This is a genomic window from Streptomyces sp. NPDC050388, from assembly GCF_040655635.1.
Classification (GTDB): Bacteria; Actinomycetota; Actinomycetes; order Streptomycetales; family Streptomycetaceae; genus Streptomyces.
The window spans coordinates 1-25,098 of sequence record NZ_JBFAKH010000079.1; the positions used below are offsets into that span (position 1 = coordinate 1).

At 70.8% G+C, this 25,098-nt stretch carries 23 protein-coding genes and 1 tRNA gene; 13 read left to right on the plus strand and 11 right to left on the minus strand.

Annotated elements, in window-relative coordinates:
- Positions 1 to 237: 237 nt before the first annotated feature.
- The 3 genes from AB0I73_RS32210 to AB0I73_RS32220 all read left to right on the plus strand — a co-directional run bounded on the left by AB0I73_RS32210 (position 238) and on the right by AB0I73_RS32220 (position 2,513).
- Entirely contained in the window at positions 238 to 2,040 is a 1,803-nt protein-coding gene (locus AB0I73_RS32210) for an IS481 family transposase (RefSeq protein ID WP_363043345.1), read from the plus strand.
- A 56-nt stretch (positions 2,041 to 2,096) separates the two neighbouring features.
- On the plus strand, positions 2,097 to 2,219 hold the full coding sequence (locus AB0I73_RS32215; RefSeq protein ID WP_363043347.1) for an integrase: 123 nt from the start codon (positions 2,097 to 2,099) through the stop codon (positions 2,217 to 2,219).
- Positions 2,220 to 2,318: 99 nt separating this feature from the next.
- Complete coding sequence (locus AB0I73_RS32220; RefSeq protein WP_363043349.1) at positions 2,319 to 2,513, plus strand: hypothetical protein; 195 nt, start codon at positions 2,319 to 2,321, stop codon at positions 2,511 to 2,513.
- A 157-nt stretch (positions 2,514 to 2,670) separates the two neighbouring features.
- On the opposite strand, the gene AB0I73_RS32225 is transcribed toward AB0I73_RS32220, so the two are convergent.
- From AB0I73_RS32225 to AB0I73_RS32255, 7 genes are all read right to left on the minus strand, one after another.
- Positions 2,671 to 2,743 (minus strand) — tRNA-Arg (locus AB0I73_RS32225).
- A 202-nt stretch (positions 2,744 to 2,945) separates the two neighbouring features.
- Complete coding sequence (locus tag AB0I73_RS32230) at positions 2,946 to 3,935, minus strand: zinc-dependent alcohol dehydrogenase family protein (protein WP_363043351.1); 990 nt, start codon at positions 3,933 to 3,935, stop codon at positions 2,946 to 2,948.
- The gene (locus AB0I73_RS32235; protein WP_363043394.1) at positions 3,932 to 4,723 is read right to left on the minus strand and encodes a carbohydrate ABC transporter permease; all 792 of its coding nucleotides are present in this window, start codon (positions 4,721 to 4,723) and stop codon (positions 3,932 to 3,934) included. Before AB0I73_RS32235 ends, AB0I73_RS32230 begins: the two co-directional genes overlap by 4 nt.
- 116 nt (positions 4,724 to 4,839) lie before the next feature.
- Positions 4,840 to 5,805, minus strand: coding sequence for a sugar ABC transporter permease (locus tag AB0I73_RS32240; protein ID WP_363043352.1), 966 nt, complete (start codon positions 5,803 to 5,805; stop codon positions 4,840 to 4,842).
- Between the two features lie 197 nt (positions 5,806 to 6,002).
- Positions 6,003 to 7,373, minus strand: a complete 1,371-nt coding sequence (locus AB0I73_RS32245) for a sugar ABC transporter substrate-binding protein (RefSeq protein ID WP_363043354.1) — start codon at positions 7,371 to 7,373, stop codon at positions 6,003 to 6,005.
- A gap of 112 nt (positions 7,374 to 7,485) precedes the next feature.
- Positions 7,486 to 8,247 (minus strand): DeoR/GlpR family DNA-binding transcription regulator, encoded by a 762-nt coding sequence (locus AB0I73_RS32250; RefSeq protein WP_363043356.1) that lies wholly within the window; start codon positions 8,245 to 8,247, stop codon positions 7,486 to 7,488.
- A gap of 356 nt (positions 8,248 to 8,603) precedes the next feature.
- Complete coding sequence (locus AB0I73_RS32255) at positions 8,604 to 9,938, minus strand: M6 family metalloprotease domain-containing protein (protein WP_363043358.1); 1,335 nt, start codon at positions 9,936 to 9,938, stop codon at positions 8,604 to 8,606.
- Positions 9,939 to 10,327: 389 nt separating this feature from the next.
- Between AB0I73_RS32255 and AB0I73_RS32260 the strand changes: the two genes are divergently transcribed.
- Together AB0I73_RS32260 and AB0I73_RS32265 are read left to right on the plus strand one after the other, a co-directional pair.
- Complete coding sequence (locus tag AB0I73_RS32260) at positions 10,328 to 10,972, plus strand: helix-turn-helix domain-containing protein (protein WP_363043360.1); 645 nt, start codon at positions 10,328 to 10,330, stop codon at positions 10,970 to 10,972.
- A 191-nt stretch (positions 10,973 to 11,163) separates the two neighbouring features.
- Complete coding sequence (locus tag AB0I73_RS32265; RefSeq protein WP_363043362.1) at positions 11,164 to 12,753, plus strand: MFS transporter; 1,590 nt, start codon at positions 11,164 to 11,166, stop codon at positions 12,751 to 12,753.
- An 84-nt stretch (positions 12,754 to 12,837) separates the two neighbouring features.
- On the opposite strand, the gene AB0I73_RS32270 is transcribed toward AB0I73_RS32265, so the two are convergent.
- Positions 12,838 to 13,383: a MarR family transcriptional regulator gene (locus AB0I73_RS32270; protein WP_363043364.1), complete on the minus strand. Its 546-nt coding sequence runs from the start codon at positions 13,381 to 13,383 to the stop codon at positions 12,838 to 12,840.
- Between the two features lie 146 nt (positions 13,384 to 13,529).
- Here AB0I73_RS32270 and AB0I73_RS32275 point away from each other — a divergent pair, with 146 nt between their 5' ends.
- The 3 genes from AB0I73_RS32275 to AB0I73_RS32285 all read left to right on the plus strand — a co-directional run bounded on the left by AB0I73_RS32275 (position 13,530) and on the right by AB0I73_RS32285 (position 16,933).
- On the plus strand, positions 13,530 to 14,315 hold the full coding sequence (locus AB0I73_RS32275) for a class III extradiol ring-cleavage dioxygenase (RefSeq protein WP_363043366.1): 786 nt from the start codon (positions 13,530 to 13,532) through the stop codon (positions 14,313 to 14,315).
- A 522-nt stretch (positions 14,316 to 14,837) separates the two neighbouring features.
- The gene (locus AB0I73_RS32280; protein ID WP_363043368.1) at positions 14,838 to 15,836 is read left to right on the plus strand and encodes a sigma-70 family RNA polymerase sigma factor; all 999 of its coding nucleotides are present in this window, start codon (positions 14,838 to 14,840) and stop codon (positions 15,834 to 15,836) included.
- A gap of 458 nt (positions 15,837 to 16,294) precedes the next feature.
- Entirely contained in the window at positions 16,295 to 16,933 is a 639-nt protein-coding gene (locus AB0I73_RS32285) for a TetR family transcriptional regulator (RefSeq protein ID WP_363043396.1), read from the plus strand.
- A 39-nt stretch (positions 16,934 to 16,972) separates the two neighbouring features.
- Here AB0I73_RS32285 and AB0I73_RS32290 read toward each other — a convergent pair whose 3' ends face one another.
- A complete protein-coding gene (locus AB0I73_RS32290; protein ID WP_363043370.1) occupies positions 16,973 to 17,941 on the minus strand; it encodes a WYL domain-containing protein in 969 nt (322 codons plus the stop codon).
- 217 nt (positions 17,942 to 18,158) lie between these two features.
- Here AB0I73_RS32290 and AB0I73_RS32295 point away from each other — a divergent pair, with 217 nt between their 5' ends.
- The 4 genes from AB0I73_RS32295 to AB0I73_RS32310 all read left to right on the plus strand — a co-directional run bounded on the left by AB0I73_RS32295 (position 18,159) and on the right by AB0I73_RS32310 (position 22,709).
- Complete coding sequence (locus AB0I73_RS32295; RefSeq protein WP_363043372.1) at positions 18,159 to 18,920, plus strand: DeoR/GlpR family DNA-binding transcription regulator; 762 nt, start codon at positions 18,159 to 18,161, stop codon at positions 18,918 to 18,920.
- Positions 18,917 to 19,864, plus strand: coding sequence for a 1-phosphofructokinase (pfkB, locus tag AB0I73_RS32300; protein WP_363043374.1), 948 nt, complete (start codon positions 18,917 to 18,919; stop codon positions 19,862 to 19,864). Before AB0I73_RS32295 ends, pfkB begins: the two co-directional genes overlap by 4 nt.
- A 160-nt stretch (positions 19,865 to 20,024) precedes the next feature.
- The gene (locus AB0I73_RS32305; RefSeq protein ID WP_363043376.1) at positions 20,025 to 22,184 is read left to right on the plus strand and encodes a fructose-specific PTS transporter subunit EIIC; all 2,160 of its coding nucleotides are present in this window, start codon (positions 20,025 to 20,027) and stop codon (positions 22,182 to 22,184) included.
- A gap of 171 nt (positions 22,185 to 22,355) precedes the next feature.
- Positions 22,356 to 22,709 (plus strand): hypothetical protein, encoded by a 354-nt coding sequence (locus tag AB0I73_RS32310; protein WP_363043378.1) that lies wholly within the window; start codon positions 22,356 to 22,358, stop codon positions 22,707 to 22,709.
- A 40-nt stretch (positions 22,710 to 22,749) separates the two neighbouring features.
- On the opposite strand, the gene AB0I73_RS32315 is transcribed toward AB0I73_RS32310, so the two are convergent.
- Both AB0I73_RS32315 and AB0I73_RS32320 read right to left on the minus strand, forming a co-directional pair.
- Complete coding sequence (locus AB0I73_RS32315) at positions 22,750 to 23,505, minus strand: DUF6227 family protein (RefSeq protein ID WP_363043380.1); 756 nt, start codon at positions 23,503 to 23,505, stop codon at positions 22,750 to 22,752.
- 276 nt (positions 23,506 to 23,781) lie between these two features.
- Positions 23,782 to 24,819: a P1 family peptidase gene (locus AB0I73_RS32320; protein WP_363043382.1), complete on the minus strand. Its 1,038-nt coding sequence runs from the start codon at positions 24,817 to 24,819 to the stop codon at positions 23,782 to 23,784.
- A 78-nt stretch (positions 24,820 to 24,897) separates the two neighbouring features.
- Between AB0I73_RS32320 and AB0I73_RS32325 the strand changes: the two genes are divergently transcribed.
- Complete coding sequence (locus AB0I73_RS32325) at positions 24,898 to 25,074, plus strand: hypothetical protein (RefSeq protein WP_109380318.1); 177 nt, start codon at positions 24,898 to 24,900, stop codon at positions 25,072 to 25,074.
- Positions 25,075 to 25,098: the final 24 nt, after the last annotated feature.

Below are 25,098 nucleotides of genomic sequence, written 5' to 3' on the forward strand. Positions count from 1 at the left end.
ACTCTCACCCCACCCGACGCTCTCCCGATCTCAGGAGGCAGGCCGCGCCGCAGAGGCGGCGCGCGCCCGCGCCGTGCGCGGGCCTTGAACTGGTGAAGAAGGTTGTAACTCAGTCGTTGGTCGGGGTGGTGTCCGGTCCCGGTAGATGCTTGACACTTCGGTCCCAGCTGATGGCTGACGGTGGCCGTGTTCGGCTTTTCTGTGCGCGTCGTGGCGGTGCGTGGCAGGAGGCCGGGATTGGCGCTGGTGGAGTTGTCGGTTGTCGAGCAGAGATACCGGGCTGTGCTTGCGGTGCTGGCGGGTGCGACGGTGACGGAGGTCGCCGCGTCGCTGGGGGTATCCCGCCAGACGGTCAGCGGGTGGAAGTCCCGGTATGCGGCCTCGGGCCTGGCGGGGCTGGCGGACCGGTCGCGCAGGCCGGCCTCGTGTCCGCATCAGGCGTCTGCCGAGGTGGAGGCGGCGGTGTGTGAGCTGCGGCGCAAGCACCCGAAGTGGGGTCCGCGGCGGATCGCGTTCGTGCTGGAGCGGTCCGGGGCAGTCGCGCCGGTGCCCTCGCGGATGACCGTGTATCGGATTCTGGTCCGGCATGGGCTGGTGGAACCCGGAGCCCGGCGCCGGAAGCGGTCGGATTACCAGCGCTGGCAGCGGGATGCGCCGATGCAGTTGTGGCAGATGGACATCGTCGGCGGGGTGATGCTGGTCGACCCGCTGACCGGCGAACTGACCGAAGCCAAGGTCGTGACCGGGGTGGATGACCACTCCCGGTACTGCGTGATCGCATCAGTGGTGGAGCGGGCGACCGGGCGCGCGGTCTGCGCGGCGTTCGCCGGGGCCCTGCAGAGGTTCGGGGTGCCGGAGGAGGTGCTGACCGACAACGGCAAGCAGTTCACCGACCGGTTCGGGCACGGCGGTGAGGTGTTGTTCGACCGGATCTGCCGGGAGAACGGGATCGCGCACCGGCTGACCCGGCCGGCCTCGCCGGCCACGACGGGCAAGGTGGAGCGGTTCCATCAGACGCTGCGGCGTGAACTCCTCGACGACTGCGGGGCCTTCGAGAGCATCGAAGAAGCCCAGGCGGCACTGGATGCGTGGGTGCAGGAGTACAACTCGCTGCGTCCGCATCAGGCGCTGGACATGCAGTCCCCGGGAGACCGGTTCACCCCGGTGCCCGAGCGGGAGTGGGACGTGCTGAGCTTGAGGGTGCCCGGGGTGCTCGGGCTGGTGCCGCCGCAGCGGACACCGTCCGCGGAGCCGGAACCGGTCGACGTGATGCCCGTGTCGGCCGGCCCGCCGGAGCCGGTGCCAGCGGCAGTGCCGGTGGAGTTCGAGCGGGTGGTGCCGGCGAGTGGGAATCTGCAGGTCGCGGGCGAGCAGTTCTGGCTGGGGCCGGCTCGTTCGGGGCTGACGGTGACGTTCTGGGCCGACACCTCGGTGATCCATCTGCTGATCGCCGGGACGCGGATCAAGACCGTGCGGTCGCATCTGTCGGTGGCGGACCTGGGGCGGCTGGCCGCTCGGGGCGGTCGTGCGGCCGGGCCACCGCCGCTTCCGGCCGGGGATGGGGCCGCGTTCGAGGTGGACCGGACGGTGAACAACAGCGGGCTGGTGGGGCTGGGCGGGCGCCAGGTGCTGGCGGCGGAGATCCTCGGCGGGCGTCGGGTGGGTATCCGGATCGACGACGAGACGCTGTCGTTTTTCGACCCGTCCTCGCGGGAGCTGCTGCGGATCCGGCCCAACCCGCTGACCGGTGAGGAGGTCCGCGGGCTGCGGGGTCTGCGGCCGGCCGGACCGCCGCCACGGCCCCGTGTCGAGCCGGTGCGGGTGCAGCGGCGGGTCAGCGCGGTGGGCACGGTGATGGTCTGCCGCCAGACCGTCTCCCTCGGCCGCCCCTATGCGGGGCAGACGGTGACGGTGCATGTGTCGGACACGACGATCACCGTCGAGCTGGACGGCCAGGTGCGGGTGATCCGGCGCACCACCGACGTCCCGGTCCGCAACGTGAAGGCGAACAGGCCCCCCAGGGTTTCCGATGTTGTCTAGGCCCGCCGTCAGGCAACAGCTGGGACCGGAACGTCAAACATCACCTGGGACTAGACATGGGCCACAGCAGCTCCCGGGCCGCGCTGATCTATCAGCACATGACCAGCGACCGGGACCGGGCCATCGCCGACCGGCTCGGAGTCATGATCCGCAGAAGCGGAGGAGACGCTCCTGCCTAGAAGGAAGGGTGCGATCGTGCCATTGCCTTCCCTACGGACCAAGCATCGCCTGTCTACGACGAGACAGCCGGACTGTAGGGTCCGTCAGAGGGGGGAATCATGGGTGATCGCGGCTGGTACGACGACAGTGATTACCACGAAGCAGTCCAGCGGGCCGAACGGGCGACACGGTTCGGCTGGTCAGCGATCGCCTGGACTGCAGGAGCGCTCGGCTGTGTGCTGATCACCATCGCCGTTCTCTGTGTGGTCGCGGTCGTCGCGTGCCTCTTCGTTGTAGTGGCGAGCGATTACTGAGTAGCCACCAAGCACGGGTGCGGTCACTGATTGTCCGGGGCGCTCCTTGGGAGATGTGGCATCCACGTGGCATTAGTGGCACGAGTGTGGCACGACCCCGAACACGACGAAGGGCCAGCCTGGGAGGAAAACCCTCCTGAGCTGGCCCTTTCTTCTGTGCCCCCGGCAGGATTCGAACCTGCGACACCCGCTTTAGGAGAGCGGTGCTCTATCCCCTGAGCTACGAAGGCGAAGGCGTCCCCTGTGAGGGGGCGAGCCCACTGGTTGGACATGGTGCGGGGTGCTCCGCGGTATTGCTCGGTTGCGGGGCGCGGCGTACCGGTGACCGACCAGGGACAGCGTAGCGGATACGTACCGGTGAGAGGCGTCGGTATAAGGGCAGGGGGTGATGAGGGGGCCGGACGGGTGTCCGCCCGGCCCCCTCGTCCCGCGTCAGGGGGTGATGAGGATTTTTCGGCCCTGGCCCGCTGCGAACTGCTCCAGTGCCTGCGGGTAGCGGTCGAGCGGGATGCGGTCGCTGATGAAGACGTCCGGGTCCAGGACCCCCGTCGCGAAGAGGTCCGCGGCCCGCTCGTAGCTGTGCAGCACGGCCATCGAGCCGGTGATGGTGATCTCCTGGTTGTAGATGCGGTACGGGTCGATGGTCACCCGGGTGGCGTAGTCGGCGACGCCGAACTGCAGGAAGGTGCCGGCCTTGGCCACCCGCTCCAGCCCGTCCTGGATGGCGGCCGCGTTGCCGGTGGCGTCGATCACGAGGTCCCAGCCCTGCGGCCGGTCCAGCTCGTCCGCGGCGGTGGCGGTGGCGGAGACGCCGAGCCGGCGGGCGGTGGCGAGGCGGTCGGGGTTGACGTCGACGACGTCCACCCGGGCCGCGCCGGTCCGCTTGGCCAGCTCCAGCATCATCAGGCCCATGGTGCCCGAGCCGTAGATCAGGACGTGGGCGGCGAGGCGGGAGCGCAGGACGTCGTAACCGCGCACCGCGCAGGACAGCGGTTCGATCAGGGCGGCGTCCTGGGTGCGGACGTGGTCGGGCAGCTTGACGCAGTTGGCCGCCGGGGCCACCGCGTACTGGGCGGCGCCGCCCGCGGTGGTGACGCCGATCGCGGCCCAGCGTTCGCACAGGTTGTTGTGGCCGGTGCGGCAGTGGCGGCACTCGTGGCAGTACAGGGAGGGGTCCACGGCGACCCGGTCGCCGAGGGCGAGTTCGGTGACCGCGCTGCCGAGGCCGACGACCTCGCCGGCGAACTCGTGGCCCGGCACGATGGGCAGGGTGGGCGCGAACTCGCCCTGGAGGATGTGCAGGTCGGTGCCGCACAGCCCGCAGGCGGCCACGTCCACCACGACGTCGCGCGGTCCCGGGGTGGGGTCGGGGACCGTGGTGACGGTGACCTTGCCGGGGGCTTCGATGAGGGCGGCTTTCACTTGACTGCTCCTAGGGACAGACCGCGGACCAGCTTGTCCTGGGCGGCCCAGCCGGCGATGAGGACGGGCAGGGACACCAGGGTGGCGGCGGCGCACAGACGGGCGAGGAAGAGACCCTCGTTGGTGATGAACCCGACGAGGAACACCGGGGCGGTGGAGGCTTTGGTGGCGGTGAGGTTGACGGCGAACAGGAACTCGTTCCAGCTGAAGATGAAGCAGATCAGCGCGGTGGCGGCGACCCCGGGCATGGCGACGGGGGCGACGATGCGCAGCAGCACGGTGGGGAGTCCGGCGCCGTCGACCTCGGCGGCCTCCAGGATCTCCTTGGGGACTTCGGCGAGGAAGGAGCGCATCATCCACACCGCGATCGGCAGGTTCATGGCGGTGTAGAGGGCGATCAGCGTCCAGACGTTGTCCAGCATCCCGGCGTCCTTGGCGATCAGGTACACCGGCAGCAGCGCCGCGATGACGGGCAGGAACTTCGTCGACAGGAAGAAGAACATCACGTCGGTCCACTTCTCGACCGGCTTGATGGACAGCGCGTAGGCCGCCGGAATCGCCAGGGCGAGGACGAGGAGTGTCGAAATGACGCTCGCCATGGCCGAGTTGAGAAGGTACGGGGTGATGTCCCGGCCCAGCAGCAGTTCGTACTGGTCCAGGGTGAAGGGCGCCAGCAGGCTGGGCGGGTTGGTGGCGGCGTCGGCCTCCTGGTGGAAGCTGGTCAGCACCATCCAGGCCACCGGGGCGAAGAAGACCAGGGTGGCGAGCCAGGCGACGAAGGCCCACACCGGGGTCAGCTGCGGTGAGTCGCCCTGACCGCCCTGACCGCTGCGGTCGTTCTTGCGGCGGAGGAACTTCTTGCGCCCGGTTGCGGGAGTGGCGTCCGGCGCCGCTTGGGTGGTGGTCACCGGGAGACCTCCTCGCGGAACAGCGACGCGATGGTGCGCAGGGCGAACGTGGCGACGACGATGGAGCCGATCACCACGACCACGCCGGCGGCGGCCGCTTCGCCGTACTCGTACTTGCGGAACATGGTCAGGTAGATCTCGTAGGGGAGGTTGGTGGTCTGCGAGCCGGGGCCGCCCTGGGTGATGGTGAAGACCGCGTCGAAGGTCTGCACGACGTAGATGGTGCCGAGCAGGACGCCCAGTTCGATGTACTGCCGCAGGTGGGGCAGGGTGATGTGGCGGAAGGTCTGCCGGGCCGAGGCGCCGTCGACCCGGGCGGCCTCCAGCACGTCGCCGGGCTGGGCCTGGAGCCCGGCCAGCAGGATGAGCATCATGAACGGGGTCCACTGCCACACCAGCGCGACGACGACGGCCGGCATCGCGGAGTTCGACACCCAGTCGACGGTGGGGCCGCTCTCGGCTCCGAAGAGGCGGTACACCGCGTTGAGGGTGCCGTTGAGGAGGCCGTAGTCGGGGTTGTAGATGGCGTGCTTCCACAGCAGCGCGGCGGCGACCGGCATGACCAGGAACGGTGTGATGAGCAGGGTGCGGGCCAGGCCCCGGCCGGGGAAGCGGCGGTCGAGGAGGAGCGCCAGCCCCAGCCCGAGGACCACACTGAGGATCACCACCGACGCGGTGAGCACGATGGTGTTCAGCACCGCCGTGCGCAGCCTCTCGTCGGTGAAGACGAAGCCGTAGTTGGACAGGCCGGTGAAGTGCCGTTCGCCCGGCTTGAGGATGTTCCACTGGAAGGTCGAGATGACGAGTGTGGCCACGAACGGCAGCTGGGTCACGACGATCGTGAAGATCAGCGCCGGAAGCAGTGGGATGCGCCGCCGCCATTTGTGCGGCGTCTCCCGTTTGCCCGGCCGGGGCGGGGGGTCTGTGCGCACCGTTCGGGGTGCGGGGGTGAGCGTGGTCATGAGGGGTCCTTGAGCCGGCCGGTCGCAGCCGAGCGCGGCCGGGGGTGGGGAAGGAGCGGTGCCCGGTCGGCGGACGCCGACGGGGTGGCGTCCGCCGGTGCGGAGGAGGGCGTACCGGGCACCGCGGCGGGGGCGCTGCCCGTCAGGGCGTCGGCGTCCGACGGGCAGCGGGATTCACCGGAGGGTGACCGGGCGGGTCACCGGTAGTTCTTGGCGACTTCCTCCGCGAGCTTCTGGCCGTTGTCCAGGGCCTTGTCCACGCTGGTCTTGCCCGCGATGGCCGCGGAGATGTCCTGCGTCACCTTGGTGCCGAGGTCCTGGAACTCGGGGACGGCCACGAACTGGACGCCCACCGTGGGCCGCGGCTGCACACCGGGGTTCGTCGGGTTCGCCTGCTCGATGGACTTGAGGGTGATGTCACCGAAGGCCGCCGCCGCCTTCTTGTACTGGGGGATCTCGTAGGTGCTGGCCCGCTTCCCGGCGGGAACACGCGACCAGCCCAGCTTCTCGCCGACGAGCTTCTCGTACTCCTTGCCGGACGCCCAGAGCATGAACTTCGAGGCGGCGTCGGCCTTCTTGGTGGTCTTCGGCATCGCCCACGCCCAGGTCCACAGCCAGCCGGAGCTGTCCGTCCTGTCCACCGGCGCGTAGGCGTAGCCGACCTTGCCCGCGATCTTGCTGGAGCCGGGGTCCTCCAGCGGTCCCGCCGCACTGGTCGCGTCGTACCACATCGCGACCTTGCCCTGGCTCATCGCGTTGAGGCACTCGGTGAACCCGGACTGCGCGGCGCCCGACTGGCCGTGCTTCCTGACCAGGTCGACGTAGAAGTCGGTCGCCTTCTTGAACTCGGCGCTGTTGACCCGGGCCTTCCAGTCTTCGGTGAACCAGGTGCCGCCGAAGGTGTTGACCACGGTCGACAGTGACGCGCCGAGTTCGCCCCAGCCGGCCAGGCCGCGCAGACAGATGCCCTTCATGCCGGGGCGCGCGCCGTCGGCCTTGGCGGCGATGTCGGCGATCTGCTGCCAGGTCGGCCTCTCGGGCACGGTGATGCCCTTCTCCGCCATGACCTCCTTGTTGTACATGAGGAAGGACGACTCGCCGTAGAACGGAAGCGCGTACAGCTTGTCGTCGTCGCCGGACAGGGACTGGACCATGGGCTTGAGCAGGTCGTCCTTGTCGAAGGCGGAGTCCTTCTCGGCGTAGGAGCTCAGCTCCTGCAGCCAGCCGTTCTCGTTCCAGATGGGCACCTCGTAGGCGCCGATGGTGGCGACGTCGTACTGGCCGGCCTGGGTGGCGATGTCCTGGGTGACCTTGTCGCGCAGTTCGTTCTCGGGAAGGATCGTGAAGTTCACCTTGATGCCGGTGTCCTTGGTGAAGGTGTCCTTCGTCAGCTTCGCTATGTCCTCCATCTGCGGGTTGCCGACCATGAGGACGTTGATGCTCTCGCCCCCGGCCTCCGAACCCGACCTGCCGGCCCCGCTGCACGCGGCCAGCAGTGAACCGGCGGAGACGGCGACGAGCACGGCGCGGGTGGTTCTCCGGACTCGGGTGGTCTTGTGGGTGGGCATGGTTGGCTCCAGAGGTGTTCGAGGGCGTGGAAGGCCCGCGCCCGGTCGGGCGAGTGGCGCGTGCGTGGTGTGTGATGCGTGGTGGGTGGCGTGTGTGGGGGAGAGCCGTGGGTCAGACCCGGATGACCTGCGGTCCCAGGAGGACGTAGCGACGGGCTTCGGCGGCGGGGAGTCCGGTGTCGGTGACGATCGCCTCCAGGTCCCCGATCCCGGCGAAACGACAGAAGCTGGCCGCTCCGAACTTGTTGTGGACGCCCGAGAACACCCGGCGTCGGGAAACAGCCATGACCTGTGTCTTCACATCGCTCACCGCGGGGTTCGGGGTGGTGAGCCCCCATTGGCGGGAGATGCCGTTCGCGCCGACGTAGGCCAGGTCGATGACGAGGTCGGACAGCGTGTGGGTCACCCAGTGGTCGACGGTCGCCAGCGTGGCGCCGCGGACGCGGCCACCGAGCAGCAGCACGGTGATGTTCTCGACGGAGGCCAGGGTGCCGGCCGCGGCGAGGGAGGAGGTGATCACGGTCAGCGGCCGGTCGCGAGGCAGGCCGGCGGCGATGAGCTGCGGGGTGTAGCCCTCGTCGATGTACACCGTCTTCGCGTCACCGAGCAGGCCCACGGCCGCGGCGGCGATCCGCGACTTCTCCCTGACCTGGCTGGTGGTGCGGTAGGAGAGCGTCGTCTCGAAGCCGGCGCTCTCGACGGGGTAGGCGCCGCCGTGGGTTCGCCGCACCAGCTCGTGAGCCGCCAGCAGGTTCAGGTCGCGCCGTACGGTTTCCTTGGAGATGCCCAGGTCGGCGGCCGTCCTGGCGACGTCCACCGAGCCGGCCCGGCGCGTCGCTTCCAGGATGGAGCGTCGGCGTTCTTCGGCGTCCACGGTGGCACCTCCCCTGCGCGACTCGGGCCGACACCCGGTCGGGCCGTTTCCGGTGTGGCGCGATCGCGCCCCACAGAGTCCGGTCCGTTCGGACTCTTGCGGACTATTTATGGCTACGCCCAGGGTTATGACCAGGCAAAACGTCATGCGTTCCGTGACCGGATGTGCCTGCTTCGCCGTGCCTGTTCCCGCAGACAGGGGCCTTCTTCGGCCAAGAACGGAGCATGATCCCCACCCGGTCCGCTCGGAACGGTGCCCGTTTGCTGCCCGCTTCCTTTCCGCGCCGCCTGTTTTCGACGGCGGAAGCGAGCCCCCACCCGCCCGGCCGGGCATCCGCGCGGGCCTCGGACGAGGGGTCAGGCTCGGGTGATCTGCACTCGGTACTCCGGCGTTCTCGAGCCGGAGCCCGTGCCGGAACCCGTGTCGGAGGCCGAGTCCGTGTTCGGGGTGGCCGGCTCCAGGACCTTGACGCGGATTCCCGCCTTGCGGTCGATGAAGGTCTCGCCGGGGGTGAAGGTGGCGTCGGAGAGTTCCGCGTGGACGTTGGGGCTACGGGTGCAGCCGCCGCTGTTCCGGCGGGAGTCGTAGACCGTGATGGGGCCCATTCCGGTGTCGACGTCCGCCTCGACCTTGTAGATGAGGATGCCGGGGCGGCACACCGCCTCGTCGTTGCCGGCCCGGGTGCGGAACTCGACGGCGTAGCCGGAGCTGGTGTCCAGCGGGAGGAAGACGAGTTTCGGGCCGCCCGACTCGGCCAGCGGTGTCAGGGTGTACTCACGGGTGCCCGTGCCCGCCGCGCAGTGCACCTGGGGCGCGTCCAGCCAGCCCAGTTTCCACTTGTGCCAGCCGAGCAGGTCGTTGTTGGCGCCCCAGTCCTCGCTCATGATGTCCCAGTGGCCCACGGCGCCGCCGCCCTCGGCCGTGTAGAGGTCGGGCAGACCGAAGACGTGGCCGTTCTCGTGGGGGAGGACGCGGTAACCGGTGCGGTCCAGGGAGCCGGAGCCGTCGTCCTGCCGGGAGTAGACGAACGATGCGTTGGCGATGGGCACGCCGTCCGCCGTCGGGGCCTCCGCGTTGCCCGCGAAGGTCACCGACAGGACCGTGTCCAGGGCGGAGGGCCCCGCGTTCGGGGTCACCAGTACGTTCAGCAGGTCGTACGTGCCGAAGTCGACCTTCGGGTCCGCCTTTGCCACGAGGTCCCGGACCAGTTCGCGGTAGTCGGGTTCGAAGGGGGCGCCGCGCTCTATGCCGTAGTCCCGGAACGACTTGGGCATCCGCAGCCAGCCGGGGATCGGCAGCTCGGGGCGGTAGTCGAGGCGGCCGTACGAACTGGTCCGGAACCACTCCTGCGTCTGCGGGAAGAACTCCCTGTAGCGGTCGAGGGCATCGCCCTCGCCGGGGGCGTCCGAGAAGTCGACCATGAGGGTGAGGGCGCGGACGGTGCCGGTGGAGCGGGTGTAGCCGGCGTCCGTGGGTATGCCCTCCGACATCTGCACCTTGCGGGCGCTGCTGATCATGCACGGGCCGTGTGAGGAGGAGGGGGCCAGGGCACTGGGGCCGGGGGCCGAGGTGTACGGGGAGAGGTGGCCGTTGCCGGCCGAGGGTATGACGGCGAGGGTCAATGCGGTCACGGACGCCAGGGCGGCCAGTCGGCGCGGGGATATCCGGCTGCTGGTCGGCTGCGCCTGCATGCGGGGGACCTCCGCTCCACACGGCAGCCGCCGGTCTCCGACTGCACCCTTTCGATCACCCTCTGTCGTGGGGTGCGAGGGCGCGCGTTGGAGGGGCCGATCGTGCGGTTTCCGGGGAAGCGGGGCGGGAGGGGGGAGAAGCGGGGCGGGAGGGGCTGGGAGGAGCGGGGTGGGACGGGGTGGGGGGTGGTGGCGGACGCCCGCGTGAATGTGACTCAGGTCATATTAGGAATTTCCCGGGCGGGAAATAAGCGGGGACTGTTTCCCCGTTTGGATCTGTGTTCGCGTGAAGCGGGGAGTTCTTCCCCGGATCGCGAGAGCGAGCAGAGCATCAGTGAGCAGAACGCCGGTGAGCAGAGCACCGGCAGGCAGAGCGACAGGAGTGCATCGTGCAGACCGCCCCTTCCGTATCGCGCAAGGTGTCCCGGCCCCGTGCCGACGCCCTGCGCAACCGGGAGCGGATCGTCACCGCCGCCCGGGAGATGTTCGTCGAGTTCGGTCCCGACGTGCCGTTCGACGACATCGCCCGCCGGGCCGGCGTGGGCAATGCCACGGTGTACCGCAACTTCCCCGACCGCGACGCGCTGGTGCGCGAGGTCGTGTGCGCCGTGATGGACCGTACGGCGGAGGCGGCCGAGCGTGCACTCGCCGAGACCGGGGATGCCTTCGAGGCGCTGGAGCGCTTCGCGCACACCGCCGCCGATGAGCGGATCAGCGCGTTGTGCCCGATGATCGCCGGCACCTTCGACCAGAACCACCCCGATCTGGGGGCCGCGCGTGTACGTGCCGAGGGGCTCGTCGCACAGATCATGGACCGCGCCAAGGCGGCGGGTCAGCTCCGTGCCGATGTGGACTTCGGTGATCTGCTGGTCGGCATCGCCCAGCTCAGCCGGCCGCCGGCCGGTACGGGGTGCCTCGACGCCGACCGGTTCGTCCACCGCCATCTTCAGCTGTTCCTGGACGGGATGCGGGCCCCGGCCCGCGGTGTCCTGCCGGGCGCGGCGGTGACAGTGGAGGACCTGCGCGCGCACTGAGCGCTCCCTGACCGAGATCCCGTCCGATTCCCAGTCCGAGTTCCAGTCCGACCTTCAGACCGAGTTCCAGACCAAGACCCGTAGAGCTGCCTCAACGGCCGTCCCCCGTGGGCGAGTCGTTCCCTGACGACATCGTTTTTTCATCGCAAGCTCTGAATTTTCCGTCACGAAGTTCCGAAGTGGGTACCCCCATGTCTGAAACAGCGTCAAAGTCCCCCGGCGTACCGGGAGCACGGAACACACCAGGAGCACGGAACGCACCGGACGCCAACCGCTGGAAAGCGCTCGTCTTCATCGCGCTCGCCCAGTTGATGGTCGTCCTGGACGCCACCATCGTGAACATCGCCCTGCCCTCCGCCCAGCAGGACCTGGGCATCTCCGACGGCAACCGGCAGTGGGTCGTCACGGCCTACGCCCTCGCCTTCGGCGGACTGCTGCTGTTCGGCGGGCGAACAGCGGACCTGTGGGGCCGCAGGCGGGCCTTCGTGCTCGGTCTGGGCGGCTTCGCCGCGGCCTCCGCGCTGGGCGGCGCGGCCACCAACGAGGTCATGATGTTCGGCGCCCGCGCGCTGCAGGGCGTGTTCGGCGCGCTGCTCGCGCCGGCCGCGCTGTCGCTGCTCGCGGTGATGTTCACCGACGGCAGGGAGCGCGCCAAGGCGTTCGGCATCTACGGCGCGATCGCCGGTGGCGGCGGCGCCGTCGGCCTGATCCTCGGCGGCTTCCTCACCGAGTACCTGGACTGGCGCTGGACGTTCTTCGTGAACATCCCGTTCGCCGTCGTCGCCGCGGTCGGCGCGTACTTCGTCATCCGTGAGCCGAAGGGCGGCCGCAACCGCTCGCCGCTGGACATCCCCGGCGTGGTGCTGTCCACCCTGGGCCTGGTCGCGCTCGTCTACGGCTTCACCCGCGCCGAGTCCGAGGGCTGGAGCGACTCGCTGACCGTCGGCATGTTCGTCGCGTCGGCCGTCCTCCTCCTGACGTTCGTCCTGGTCGAGTCCCGGGTCAGGGCGCCGCTGCTGCCGCTGCGCGTGATCACCGAGCGCAACCGCGGCGGGGTCTACCTCTCACTCGGCCTGGCGATCATCGCGATGTTCGGCCTGTTCCTCTTCCTGACCTACTACCTGCAGGTCGTGAAGGGCTACTCGCCGGTCAGGACCGGTTTCGCCTTCCTGCCGATGGTCGCGGGCATGATCACGGGCTCCACCCAGATCGGCGCCCGCCTGATGACCCGGGTCGCGCCCCGGCTGCTGATGGGCCCCGGCTTCCTGGTCGCCGCCGTCGGCATGCTGCTGCTGACCCGGATGGAGATCGGCTCCTCCTACGCCGCCGTACTGCTGCCCGGCATGCTGCTGCTCGGTCTCGGCATGGGTACGGCGTTCATGCCGGCCATGTCGCTGGCCACCCAGGGCGTCGAGCCCCGGGACGCGGGCGTCGCCTCCGCGATGGTCAACACCTCGCAGCAGGTGGGCGGCGCGATCGGCACGGCCCTGCTGAACACGATCGCGGCCTCGGCCACCACGTCCTACATCGCCGACCACATCGGCGGCGCCGCGGGCCGGTCCCAGCAGCTGGTGCGGCTCGAGGGCATGGTGCAGGGCTACACCAGCGCGATCTGGTTCGCCGTCGGCATCCTCGTCCTGGCCGCGGTCATCGCCCTGACCCTCGTCGACGCGGGCCGCCCGGGAACCACGGTCACCGGGTCCTCCGACGGGGCGGGCCGGGGCGCGGGGGGCACCGAGGGCGCTCAGGGGGAAGCGGCGGTGCCGGTCGTCGCCCACTGACCGCCGTCCCCTCGGTCCACCCGTACGGATGGGGAGGGGACGCCTCGTCCGTACGGCTCCCAGGACCTGCCCCGGCTCCCGCGCTCAGCGGAGCCAGGGCAGGTCCGCACCCGCTTCGCTGGGCTGGAGTCCCTCGGCGATGATCTCCATGATCTCGCCGAGGGACTTCTGCTGTTCGGGGGTGAGTCGGTCGAGGAGCGCCTGCCGTACGGCGTTCACGTGACCGGGCGCGTGCCGGCGCAGCACCTCGAAGCCCTCGTCCGTCAGGACGGCGAACTGGCCGCGCTTGTCGGAGGGGCAGTCCTCGCGGCGCACCCAGCCGTTCTTCTCCAGGCGGGCCACGGCGTGCGAGAGCCGGGAGCGGGTGATCTTCGCCAGCATCGCCAGCTCGGTCATCCGCAGCCGCCGCCGTGGTGCCTCGGCGAGTTTGACGAGCAGGCTGTAGTAGAGGTGCGGCATGCCCGCGTCCCGCTGGAGCTGGCGGTCGAGGTGGTCCTCCAGGAGGGTGCTGGCCTCGATGTACGAGCGCCAGACGCGCTGTTCCTCGTCGCTGAGCCAGCGTGGTTCGTCGGTGCGCGCCGGGTCGGGGGCCGAACCCGGGGCCGATGCGGATGTGGGTGCCGTCGTCATGTACTCCACTGTACGACGCTTCTGCTTGAAGGTTAAACAAAATTACGATAGGGTCTAGGATAGAGGTTGAGAGTTCAAGTAAAAAACATCACTGTCCCTGCGAACTCGGGACAGATCTGTACCGATCACCGGAAGGAGTCGCAGCCATGACCGCCGCCACTCAGGAACGCATGCCCGCGCTGTACCTCAGCCACGGCGCCCCGCCGCTGGCCGACGACCCCATCTGGCCCGGTCAGCTGGCTGCCTGGTCCGCCGAACTGCCCCGCCCGAAGGCGATCCTCGTCGTCTCCGCCCACTGGGAGGAGGCCCCGCTCGCCCTCGGCGCCACCGAGACGGTCCCCCTCGTCTACGACTTCTGGGGCTTCCCGGAGCACTACTACCAGGTGAAGTACGGCGCCCCCGGCGCTCCGGCGCTCGCCGAATCCGTACGCAAGCTGCTGCGCGCCCCCGGCACTCCCGTGCAGGACGTTCCCGACCGCGGGCTGGACCACGGCGCCTACGTCCCGCTGGTCGAGATGTTCCCCGGGGCCGACATCCCGGTGCTCCAGGTCTCCATGCCGACGCTGGACCCGGTGAAGCTCATGGACATCGGACGGAAGCTCGCGCCGCTGCGTGACGAGGGCGTGCTGATCATCGGTTCCGGGTTCTTCACCCACAACCTGGCCGCGCTGCGGCAGGGCGGCATCCCCAGGTGGTCGACGGAGTTCGACGACTGGGGGCACCGGGCCCTGGACGCCGGTGACGTGGACGGGCTGCTCGACTTCACCCGCAAGTCCCCGGCGGGCGCGCTCGCCCACCCGCGCACCGAGCACTTCGCACCGCTCTTCGTGACCATGGGCGCCGCGGACGCCGCCGGCGACCTGGACGCGCAGAAGTCGGTGATCGACGGGTTCTGGCTGGGGCTGGCGAAGCGGTCGGTCCAGTTCGGCTGAGGCCTGAGGTCTGAGGCTGTGGTGACGGGTGCCCGGACGCACGGGTGACGGGTGGCGGTGGTGGGCGGCCGGAGCGCCCGGTGCCTGCCACCCGGTACCGCCCGGGGCGGCTCCGTGACAACCATCGGGCGGTACGGGCCGTCTACAGGGGAGAGAGCAGTCGGGAGCGGGGCGGTGCGGTGCTCCTCCGGGGTGAGGACCGCGGTGTCGAGCGTGATTGCCGTCTCACACGCGTCCTGGTCCCACGGATCGGTGAGCGGTGTCAGATCGCCCTCGGCTCCCGGCCTGACCTGGGCGTTCGCACAGGGCGACGGCGTCCGCGTCCCCTGCGGCCCGACAGGGTACTGCATGATCAGAAAATTCGGGGGGCAGGTTGGGAATTCTGTCCGGATTCCAGTCGTTGTTTCCAGCAGATGCCGGGCACTCGAGCAGAGTCCGCATGAGACCGAGACGCAGACCTGACCGTACGTGCCGAGTATCCGCAGGAACCACCCGCTGACTCATCATCGTAAGGGAGCAAGCATGGCAACCCGTGCCGTCGCCCGTCGTAAGTCCGCCTCCGGCGAGACGGCCGACTCGGCAAGCAGTGTTCGCGCCCATCGCGGCGAGATAGCCGACCGTGACCTGGTCGGGATGTACCTCGACGAGATCGCGCGCACGCCGCTGCTCGACGCAGCCAAGGAAGTCGAGCTGTCCCAGATCATCGAAGCGGGTGTGTTCGCACGGCAGATCCTCGACGGCACCGAGGAGAACACGGTGGGAGCCACCACCGAGGAGCTCCAGGCGCTGTACGACGCGAGTGAGCGGGCCAAGGACGTCTTCATCCGTTCCAACCTGCGTCTGGTCGTCGCGGTCGCCCGTCGTTACCCCCGCAGCGGTCTGCCGCTGCTGGACCTGATCCAGGAGGGCAACGCCGGCCTGGTGCGCGCGGTCGAGAAGTTCGACTACCGCAAGGGCTTCAAGTTCTCCACCTACGCCACCTGGTGGATCCGTCAGGCCATCACGCGGTCGATCGCCGACCAGTCCCGCACCATCCGCCTGCCCGTCCACCTGGTGGAGGAGCTGGGCCGGATCCGACGAGTACAGCGCGAGTTCAACCGCGAGTACGGCCGGGACCCCGAGCCCGCGGAGATCGCCGCCGAGCTCGGCTCCACCCCGGAGCGGGTGACGGACGTGCTCGACTGGGCCCGCGACCCGGTCTCGCTGAACATGCCGGTGGACGACGAGGGGGAGACCCAGTTCGGCGACCTCCTGGAGGACACGTCGGCGGTGTCGCCGGAGCAGTCGGTGATGACGCTGCTGCGCAGCGAGGAACTGGACGACCTCATAGGCCGCCTCGACCAGCGCACGGCCTCCATCATCAAGATGCGGTACGGCATCGAGGACGGCCGGGAGCGCACGCTGACCGAGGTCGGCAAGCAGCACGGCCTGACCCGTGAGCGCATCCGCCAGATCGAGAAGCACGCGCTGCTGGAACTGAAGAAGCTGGCCCGCGACACCGGTTTCGACGCGGTGGCGTAATGCCGGCGCGGCGCAGGAAAGAAAAGGGCTGCTGTGGCGCCGCCGTGAGCATGGGGTGGTGAAAGACGGCGCAAACCTGACGCCGTGACGCTGCTTCAACCCCCTGAGCCCAGGGAACAAGAAGGCAAGGCCCGGGTGTTCGGGTCTCGGGGTCTTGTCCCCCTGGGCCTTCTGAGCCACGTCCCGTCGCACCACCCCCCCGGCGCCGGGACTTCCCGAGCCGGGTTCGGCGCCCTCCCCCCGGGTGCCGGGCCCGGCCTTTCCCATTCCCACCGGAGCCCCTGCCGGACGAACAGGAAAACGGGCCACCCCGAACCTGAACCCCGGGGTGGCCCGCCAGATGGCAGATTGTGCCACATGGGCATAGCCTGCTGGGCGTGTGCAGCACCCCCACGCCTTCGACGCCGTCGTCGGCGCCGCGGGCCTCACTGACCGAGCGGCGCAAGGCCGAGACCCGTATGGAGATCGCCCGCGCGGCGGCCGGCCTCTTCGTCCGTGAGGGACTGCGGGCCACCCGCGCCGAGGACATCGCCCGGGCGGCGGGCATCGCCCCACGCACCTTCTACCGGTACTTCGCCACCAAGGAAGAGGCCATCACCCCCCTCTACGAGGCCGGGGCCCGGCGCTGGGTGGAGGCGGTGCGGACGGCGCCGCCCGGAACATCCGTGCCGCAGGCCCTGGAGGGCGCCGTGCGGTACACCCTGACGCCGGGTGTCGGGGTGTCGGAGGCCTCCTGGGCGTGGATGCGCACCCTGATCCGGCTGGCACACACCGATCCGTCCCTGTGCCGGGTGTGGGCGGAGGTGTGCCAGGCGTCGGAGCGTGCGCTGGCGGAGGCGCTGGCGTCGCGGCTGCCGGTCGGCGGGTCGGGGGAGAACCGGGTGACGGGTGGTCAACTCCCCTTCGCCGACGTTGCCGTGGATACGCGGCTGCGCTTCGCCGCCGCCGTCGCCAGTGCCGCCGTGCGCACGGCGACGGAGGGCTGGGCGGCGAGCGACGCCCCCGCCGAGGGCCCGCAGGGGCCGGCGGGACTGGCCCTGGCCAACCTCGCGGTGCTACGGGACTTCCCTTGGGGCGATCTGACGGCGCTGTCCTGACGGCGATGCCCTGACGGTGGAAGTCCGCGTTTCCTTCCTTCACCGCCCCGCCGCCGCCCTCGTCATCCGCGCCCCCAACTTCCTTACGCTCTCCACCAGTTCCGCTGGTTCCCGCACCGTGAAGTCGTAGCCGAGCATGGCCAGGCGTACCGCTGTCCAGTCCGTGGGGCCGCCCATCGTCGTGCGCAGCCGGCAGCTGTGCTCGTCCAGCGGCTCGGGCGTGCCCAGCCGGCCCGGCAGCCGCGACGCGACGGCCTCGGCCGGTGCGGCGAAGGTGACGTCGAGGTCGTACGACTCCTGCGCGCGGTGCATGGACTGCCGCAGGTACTCCGCCGCGCTCCCGGTCGGCAGCTCGCGCGGCGTGAACCTCGCCCCGGTCGCGAACGGCTCGCTCACCCGGTCGACGCGGAACGTGCGCCAGTCGGCGCGGTCGAGGTCGTACGCCACGAGGTACCAGCGCCGCTCGGTCGACACCAGCCGGTACGGCTCCGTCAGGCGCCGGGACTCGGTGCCGTCGGCCGCCCGGTAGGCGAACCGCAGCCGTTCCCGCCCGGCCACCGCGGCAGCCATGACGGTCAGCGTCTCGGGCGCGATGGTCGGACCGTCCCCGCTGCTCAGCAGGGTGGTGGCGACCTGGAGCGTGGTCACCCGGTGGCGCAGCCTGCCGGGCAGCACCTGCTCCAGCTTGGCCAGCGCCCGCACGGAGGCCTCCTCCACGCCTTCCAGGGCGTGCCCGGCGCCGGCGCGCAGTCCGACCGCGATGGCCACCGCCTCCTCGTCGTCGAGCACCAGCGGCGGCATCGCCTTGCCCGCGACCAGTCGGTAGCCGCCGCCCGAGCCCAGCGTCGCCCGCACCGGGTATCCGATGTCGCGCAGCCGGTCGATGTCCCGCCGGATCGTGCGGCGGGACACACCGAGACGGTCGGCGAGTTCGCCGCCGGGCCATTCGCGGGGCGTCTGGAGGAGGGAGAGGAGCTGGAGGAGCCGGGCGGGGGTGTCCGTCGTCATGGGTTCGAGGGTGTCGCGGAACCAGGACACGGTCTGACCTGTTTCGGTCATCCGTCTGCCCGTTCCCGTGCCGCCATCGGAGGGCGTCAGTAGAGAACAGACACAAACAGAAGTCCGTTCGCGCCCGCTTGGATCCGTTTCTGTTTACTTTTCGGGCATCTCGCCGTAGCCTTCGAAGGGAAACCACGCGTTCGGGCATTGGCGGAGGTGAGTGGGCATGTACGCACCGGAGCGGCAGCAGGAGATCCTGCGGCTCGCCCGTGACGGCGGCCGGGTGGATGTGGTCTCGCTGGCTGAGCACTTCCAGGTGACGGCGGAGACGATCCGCCGGGACCTGAAGTCCCTCGATCGCGCGGGCCTGGTCCGCAGGGTGCACGGCGGGGCCATCCCCGTGGGGCGCCTCGACCTCGAGCCGGACCTCGCCGAGCGCGAGACGACCGCCGCCGCCGAGAAGGAGCGCATCGCCAAGGCCGCCCTCGCGGAACTTCCGAACGAGGGCACGATGATCGTCGACGCCGGTTCGACGGTGGCGTTGTTCGCCGGCTCCCTGCCGGTGGAGCTCTCGCTCACCGTCGTCACCCACAGCCTGCCCGTCGCGGCCCGCCTCGCCGACCACCCCGGCATCCAACTGCACCTGATCGGCGGCCGTGTGCGGCACCGTACGCGTGCCGCCGTGGACGCCTGGGCGCTGCGCGCGTACGGCGAGATCCGCGCGGACGTGCTGTTCGTCGCGGCCAACGGTTACTCCGTCGAACACGGTCTGACCACCCCCGACCTCGCCGAGGCCGCGGTGAAGCGCGCGGCCATGGCGGCCGCCCGTCGCGTGGTGCTGCTCGCCGACTCCTCCAAGTACGGCCAGGAGCACTTCGCCCGCTTCGGCGGCATGAACGACGTGGACCTGCTGATCACCGACAGCGGGCTGAGCCCCGAAGACGCCCTCGCGATCGAGCGCGGCGGCACGGAAGTAGTGCGTGCATGATCCTCACCGTCACCCCCAACCCGTCCCTGGACCGTACGTACGAGGTCCCCGCGCTGGACCGCGGCGAGGTCATCCGGGCCACCGGCGAACGCGTGGACCCGGGCGGCAAGGGAGTCAACGTCTCCCGCGCCGTCGCCGCGGCCGGCCGGCGCACCGTGGCCGTCCTGCCCCTGGGCGGCGCCCCGGGCGCCCTGGTCGCCGAACTGCTGGACGCGCAGGGCATCGAGGTCGCTCCGGTTCCGGTGGCCGGTGCCACCCGCTCCAACATCGCGCTCGCCGAGGCGGACGGCGTCCTGACGAAGATCAATGCGCCCGGTCCGGAACTGACGGCGGACGAACAGGAGTTGCTCCTGGAGACGGTCCACCTGCGGTCGCGGGGTGCCGACTGGATCGCCTGCTGCGGCAGCCTCCCGCGCGGCCTGGACCCCTCCTGGTACGCCGAGCTGGTCGCACGGGCGCACGCCTCCGGAGTGCGCATCGCCCTGGACACCTCCGGGCCCGCGCTGGCCGCGGCGCTGCGCGAGCGGCCCGACGTGGTGAAGCCGAACGCCGAGGAACTCGCCGAGGCCGTCGGACGCCCCCTGGCCACCGTCGGCGACGCGGTGAAGGCGGCCGGGGAGCTGCGCGAGATGGGTGCCCGCGCCGTGCTCGCCAGCCTGGGCGCCGACGGGCAGGTGCTCGTCGACGAGAACGGCACCTGGTTCGGCACCGCCCGGGTGGACGTCGTCCGCAGCAACGTGGGCGCGGGCGACTCCTCGCTCTCCGGCTTCCTCATCGCCGGCGGGCACGGGCCGGAGGCGCTCGCCTCGGCGCTCGCCCACGGAGCGGCGGCCGTCCAGACACCCGGCAGCGTGATGCCCACGCCGGGCGACCTGGACCCGGCCGCGGTGACGGTCACGGCAACGGTTCCGGTCGACCGTGCACTGAAGGAGCCGGTGTCATGAATGCCCGTACCTCCCGTGCCGCGCACCCCGCCTCCGCTGCCTCGGGCGCCGGCCCCGGCGCCGGACTCCGCAGCCCCACCGTCCCCCACCGCATCACCGTCCCCGTTGTCCCTTTCGCCCACCCCACGCCCCGGGCGATACGCGTGCGAAGGAGCCCGCGATGAGCGAGATGATCACCGCGGATCTGGTCGACCTCGACCTGTCCGCCGACACCAAGGAAGCGGCGGCGCGAGCCCTCGCCGAGCGGATGGTGACCCTCGGCCGGGTGACCGACCTGGAGGGTTTCCTCGCCGACGTGGCCGCCCGTGAGGCCCAGATGCCGACGGGCCTCGACGGCGGCATCGGCATCCCGCACTGCCGCAGCGAGCACGTCACCGAGCCGACGCTGGCCTTCGGGCGCAGCGCCGCCGGGATCGACTTCGGTGCCGCGGACGGGCCCGCCGACCTGATCTTCCTGATCGCCGCGCCGGCGGGTGCGGACGACGCTCACCTGACGATCCTTTCGTCGTTGGCCCGGAAGCTGATGAACGCCGAGTTCACCGACGCGCTCCGGTCGGTCGGCGACGCGGAGGGCGCGGCGGCGCTCGTCCGCGGGGACGAGCGGCCGGCGGCGGACGAGTCGGTATCCACGGCACCCACGGCGGGTACGGCCGGGGCCGACAGCTCTGACAGCTCCGACAGCTCCGCCGGTGCCGCAGACGTCACGGGCACCGCGGACGCCGCAGACTCCGTGGCGGCACCGGTGGCGGCCTCCACCGGTGCCGCCACGGGTACCACCGACGCGGCGGACACGTCCGGTGCGGGCGAGGACGCGCGTCCCTTCCGGATCGTCGCCGTCACCTCCTGCCCCACCGGTATCGCCCACACGTACATGGCGGCCGAGGCGCTGGAGAACGCCGGCCGGGAGGCGGGCATCGAGATCGCCGTCGAGCCCCAGGGCTCGGCGGGCTTCGAGCGGCTCGACCCGGCCGTGATCGCGGCGGCGGACGGTGTGATCTTCGCCCACGACGTGCCGGTCCGGGAGAAGGAGCGCTTCGCGGGGAAGCCGACCGTCGACACCGGCGTCAAGGCGGGCATCAACCGTCCCGCCGAGCTGATCGACGAGGTCCGCGGCAAGGCCGAGCGCGGTGAGGTCACCGCGGCCGCCGCATCCACCGGTACGCCCGTGGACCGCGCCGGTGAGCCCGGCGAAGGCTACGGCACCAAGCTGCGCAAGTGGCTCATGTCCGGCGTCAGCTACATGGTCCCGTTCGTCGCGGCGGGTGGTCTTCTCATCGCCCTCGGCTTCGCGATCGGCGGCTATGAGATCAACGAGGCGCCGTCGGTGATGGAACACTTCGTGTGGACCCAGGCCGACAGTTGGGGCGCCCTGCTCTTCCAGATCGGCGGCGTCGCCTTCGGCTTCCTCGTCCCGGTCCTGGCCGGTTACATCGCCTACGGCATGGCCGACCGACCCGGACTCGTGCCCGGCTTCGTCGGCGGTGCGATCTCCCTCACCATCAACGCCGGCTTCCTCGGCGGCCTCGCGTCCGGCCTGATCGCCGGTGCGGTCGTGCTGGCGATCCAGCGGGTGCGCATCCCGGCGGCGCTGCGCGGCATCATGCCGGTGGTGGTGATCCCGCTGATCTCCTCGGCGGTGGTCGGCTTCCTGATGTTCGTGGTGATCGGCAAGCCGATCGCCTCGGCGCAGAAGGGCATGACCGACTGGCTGAACGGCCTCACCGGAACCAACGCCATCCTGCTCGGCACCCTGCTCGGCCTGATGATGTGCTTCGACCTCGGCGGCCCCGTCAACAAGGTCGCGTACACCTTCGCCACGGCCGGTATCGCGGTCGCGAGCCCCAGCGACTCCGCGATGAAGATCATGGCTGCGGTGATGGCGGCCGGTATGGTTCCGCCGCTGGCGATGGCCCTGGCCACCACGGTGCGCGGCAAGCTCTTCAACCAGACCGAGCGGGAGAACGGCAAGGCCGCCTGGGTCCTGGGCGCCTCCTTCATCTCCGAGGGTGCGATCCCGTTCGCGGCGGCCGACCCGCTGCGCGTGATCCCCGCCTCGATGGTGGGCGGCGCGGTCACCGGTGCCCTGTCGATGGCCTTCGGCGCCACCCTGCGCGCGCCCCACGGCGGTATCTTCGTGGTCCCGCTGATCGGCAACCCGTTCCTCTACCTGGTCGCCATCGCGGCGGGTGTCTGCGTCACGACGGCTCTGGTGATCGTCCTGAAGAGCCTGCGCAAGTCGGCTCCGGGAACGGGTGGCGCGAGCGCGGGCAAGGGCTCGGCGGCCTCGGCGGCCGAGGCGAAGCAGCCGGTGGCCGCGTGACGCGGCGGACGGGAACGGGCGGCGGATTGCCCCTTTAGGTGCGCATAGGTGATCCCTGGGTGCATATAGGTCACTCCAGGTAATTCACAGCCGTTCACGACAACTGCGATATAGATCACGTTCACCACGGTCCGGGACCAAAGTCCCGGACCGTGGTGTGTACTGGGGCGCATGCCTGAGCACGACTCGATCTTGAGGATGGCGGGCACCGCCGTCCTCACCGTGGTGGCCGTGGCCTGCACCGTGGGCCTGGCCGGTGTCCTGCGGCGCGGACGCGAACGCGGGCGGGGCGGGGACGTTCACCCCTGGCAGGGGCCGGAGCCGGAACCGGGACCGGGGCTGAGCTCCGGGTCGGCGCCGGGGTACGCGGCCCCGGCGGGACAGGCGCTTCGGGCGCTGCGCGCGATTCCGCGTCAGCGGCGGACGGGGCCGCGGGCGGAGGAGGTGCGGCTCACGCCGGCGGAGCGCGAGGCGTTCGCCGTGCTGGTGCGGCGCTTGGCCGACGGCCCCGCGGACGACCGTTGAACCGGGTCGGGGCGAAATCCGGGGCCGGCGGAGCCCGGGGTCAGGAAACCTGTGCGGCGCGGCGCTCCATCGCGTCCCGGGCGGCGTCCTCGGTGACGTACACCTCGCACATGTGCCGTCCGTCGGGCGTGGCCGTGTGTTCCACTTCCCAGAGGGACATCTCCACGCCGTCACGCAGCAGGAACGCGTGCTCGTACAGGGAGAAGCTCAGTCCTGAATGCCTCGGGCGCCCCGCGCGGGACGGGCGGCCGAACGCCTGGGTGATCTGGTGGGCGAACGCCGTGGTCAGCAGCGCGGCCGTCCCGGGGCCCGGACGGTCCGTGTTCTCCGCCCGGCGCAGTAAGCGGCGCGCGTGGTCCGCCGAACCGTCGGGGACGTAGACCGGGCGGGGCGTGGGGATCCGGGACAGCTGCACCACCACCGGCAGCTCGAAGTCCGGGGTCTCCGGCGGCAGCGGCAACCGGGCGGTCGCGACCCGCAGTTCCTCCTCGTCCGCGTACACCTCGTGCTCGGGCTCGCTGCCCGGGGTGGCGTTGTGGACGAGTTCCCAGAGCGTGAGCGCCGAGCCGTCGGCGAGCAGCCAGGTGTGCCGGTACGTCTCCCGGTGCAGGCCGGCGCTGTGATGCGCGGAGTGCAGCGAACTGTCGTGTGCCAGCGCGCAGTCGAGCCGGTGCACCGCCTCGTCGGGCAGTTCGAAGGAGTTCAGGGCACGGCCGAGCAGTCGCGCGAGGTGCTCCTCAGGAGACTCGGGCGAGTCGGCTGGTTCGTACGCTGCCGTCTCGTACGGAACGCTCAAGGTTTCTCCCGGCGTCGCTGCATGTCACCCAGTGGGTGCATACCGTAGCCCCTCGGGCGGACATCATGTCCGGGAACTGAGAAAAAGGTACGGCGGGGGAACGAACGAGGGGCGCGAGAAATTCCCACCCGCTCCGGCGGACCTCGCATACCCCCTGCTCAGTCGCCACACCTGGTGCGAGTCGCCGGGCCGTCGGCCGTCGAGCCCGCACTCCGCTCAGCGGTCACCGCGCTCCGCCCACCGGTCGGCGCCGGTTCGCCCGTCGACCCCGCGCATCTACGCGTCCGCCGCGCCGTACAACTCCCGGTACGACGGCCAGGCTCCGCCCGGTCCGTCCACCGACTCGGCCGCGCGCACGGCCCGTACGATCGCGCGCGTCACCAAGTCGGCGCCGGCCGCGAGGATCCCGTTCAGGGCGAGGGGGTTCGCGGCGTCGAGCGGGCGGGCACCCGTGGCGAGGGCGAACACCGTGTCCCCGTCGTTGAGCAGATGCACCGGCCGCACCGCCCGCGCGATGCCGTCGTGCGCGGTACCGGCCAGCTTCTGCGCCTGGGCCTTGGACAGGTCCGCGTCGGTGGCGACCACCGCGAGTGTGGTGTTGAGCGGGGGAGGGCCGTTCCGCTCGGCGAGGTCGGCGAGCCGCCGGAGCGCCGCCTCGTGCACCTCCGGGCCCGGATGACGGACCCGGCCGCCCTGGAACAACTCCCCGTACAGCACCCCTGTTTCCGGATCCATCGCCGCCCCCGCCGCGTTGGCCACCACCAGCGCGGCCACCGTGACCCCCGAATCCAGCACCCTGCTCGCGGTGCCGATCCCGCCCTTCACCGCTCCGACCACGGCCCCCGTGCCGGCGCCCACACATCCCTCCGGCACCCGCGCCCCCGGTGCGGTCGCCGCTGCCGCCTCCACCGCGGCACGCCCGGTGGCCGCGTCCGGACGGGCCCGGAAGTCGCCGCCCCGGCCCAGGTCGAAGACACAGGCGGCCGGCACCACCGGCACCACGTGCGCGGGTTCCGGGCCGACGCGGACCCCGCGGCCCCGCTCCTCCAGCCAGGCCATCACCCCGGAGGCCGCGTCGAGTCCGTAGGCACTGCCGCCGGTCAGGACGACCGCCTCGACCTTCTGCACGAGGTTGCGGGGATCGAGCGCGTCGGTCTCCTTCGTGCCGGGACCGCCGCCGCGTACGTCCACGGCGGCCACGGCACCGCCCTCGGGCGCGAGCACGACCGTGGTGCCGGTGAGCAGGCCGCCGCCGGAGCGGGTCGCGTGTCCCACGCGGACACCGGCCACATCTGTGAGCGCGTCAACTGTCATGGCGCCAGTCTCGTGCAGGGCGCCCTCCCGCGCGGTCACCGACGGAGGAGGGGAACGGCGAGGTCGTACCCTGGGGGTATGAGCACTGCCCCCGAACCCCGGCCGCGCGAGCCGAAGCCCGCGCTGGTCTTCGACGATCCGCTGGACCAGCAGTCCTCGGACGACACGGACCGGGGATGGGGCGAGCGCCCGTCCGGCGACAGTGCCTCGGACCTGAAGCGCTTCCTCGACGAGAAGCCGCCCCACCACATCTGACCGACCGGGCGCGGCCCGGCGGTC

Excerpts from the sequence above, each read along its gene's own strand:
- AB0I73_RS32215 (WP_363043347.1), top strand. The coding sequence starts at position 2,097 with ATGGGCCACAGCAGCTCCCGGGCCGCGCTGATCTATCAGCACATGACC.
- AB0I73_RS32220 (WP_363043349.1), top strand. The coding sequence starts at position 2,319 with ATGGGTGATCGCGGCTGGTACGACGACAGTGATTACCACGAAGCAGTC.
- AB0I73_RS32240 (WP_363043352.1), bottom strand. The coding sequence starts at position 5,805 with ATGACCACGCTCACCCCCGCACCCCGAACGGTGCGCACAGACCCCCCG.
- AB0I73_RS32245 (WP_363043354.1), bottom strand. The coding sequence starts at position 7,373 with ATGCCCACCCACAAGACCACCCGAGTCCGGAGAACCACCCGCGCCGTG.
- AB0I73_RS32255 (WP_363043358.1), bottom strand. The coding sequence starts at position 9,938 with ATGCAGGCGCAGCCGACCAGCAGCCGGATATCCCCGCGCCGACTGGCC.
- AB0I73_RS32265 (WP_363043362.1), top strand. The coding sequence starts at position 11,164 with ATGTCTGAAACAGCGTCAAAGTCCCCCGGCGTACCGGGAGCACGGAAC.
- AB0I73_RS32270 (WP_363043364.1), bottom strand. The coding sequence starts at position 13,383 with ATGACGACGGCACCCACATCCGCATCGGCCCCGGGTTCGGCCCCCGAC.
- AB0I73_RS32275 (WP_363043366.1), top strand. The coding sequence starts at position 13,530 with ATGACCGCCGCCACTCAGGAACGCATGCCCGCGCTGTACCTCAGCCAC.
- AB0I73_RS32280 (WP_363043368.1), top strand. The coding sequence starts at position 14,838 with ATGGCAACCCGTGCCGTCGCCCGTCGTAAGTCCGCCTCCGGCGAGACG.
- AB0I73_RS32285 (WP_363043396.1), top strand. The coding sequence starts at position 16,295 with ATGGAGATCGCCCGCGCGGCGGCCGGCCTCTTCGTCCGTGAGGGACTG.
- AB0I73_RS32290 (WP_363043370.1), bottom strand. The coding sequence starts at position 17,941 with ATGACGACGGACACCCCCGCCCGGCTCCTCCAGCTCCTCTCCCTCCTC.
- AB0I73_RS32295 (WP_363043372.1), top strand. The coding sequence starts at position 18,159 with ATGTACGCACCGGAGCGGCAGCAGGAGATCCTGCGGCTCGCCCGTGAC.
- pfkB (WP_363043374.1), top strand. The coding sequence starts at position 18,917 with ATGATCCTCACCGTCACCCCCAACCCGTCCCTGGACCGTACGTACGAG.
- AB0I73_RS32305 (WP_363043376.1), top strand. The coding sequence starts at position 20,025 with ATGAGCGAGATGATCACCGCGGATCTGGTCGACCTCGACCTGTCCGCC.
- AB0I73_RS32310 (WP_363043378.1), top strand. The coding sequence starts at position 22,356 with ATGCCTGAGCACGACTCGATCTTGAGGATGGCGGGCACCGCCGTCCTC.
- AB0I73_RS32320 (WP_363043382.1), bottom strand. The coding sequence starts at position 24,819 with ATGACAGTTGACGCGCTCACAGATGTGGCCGGTGTCCGCGTGGGACAC.
- AB0I73_RS32325 (WP_109380318.1), top strand. The coding sequence starts at position 24,898 with ATGAGCACTGCCCCCGAACCCCGGCCGCGCGAGCCGAAGCCCGCGCTG.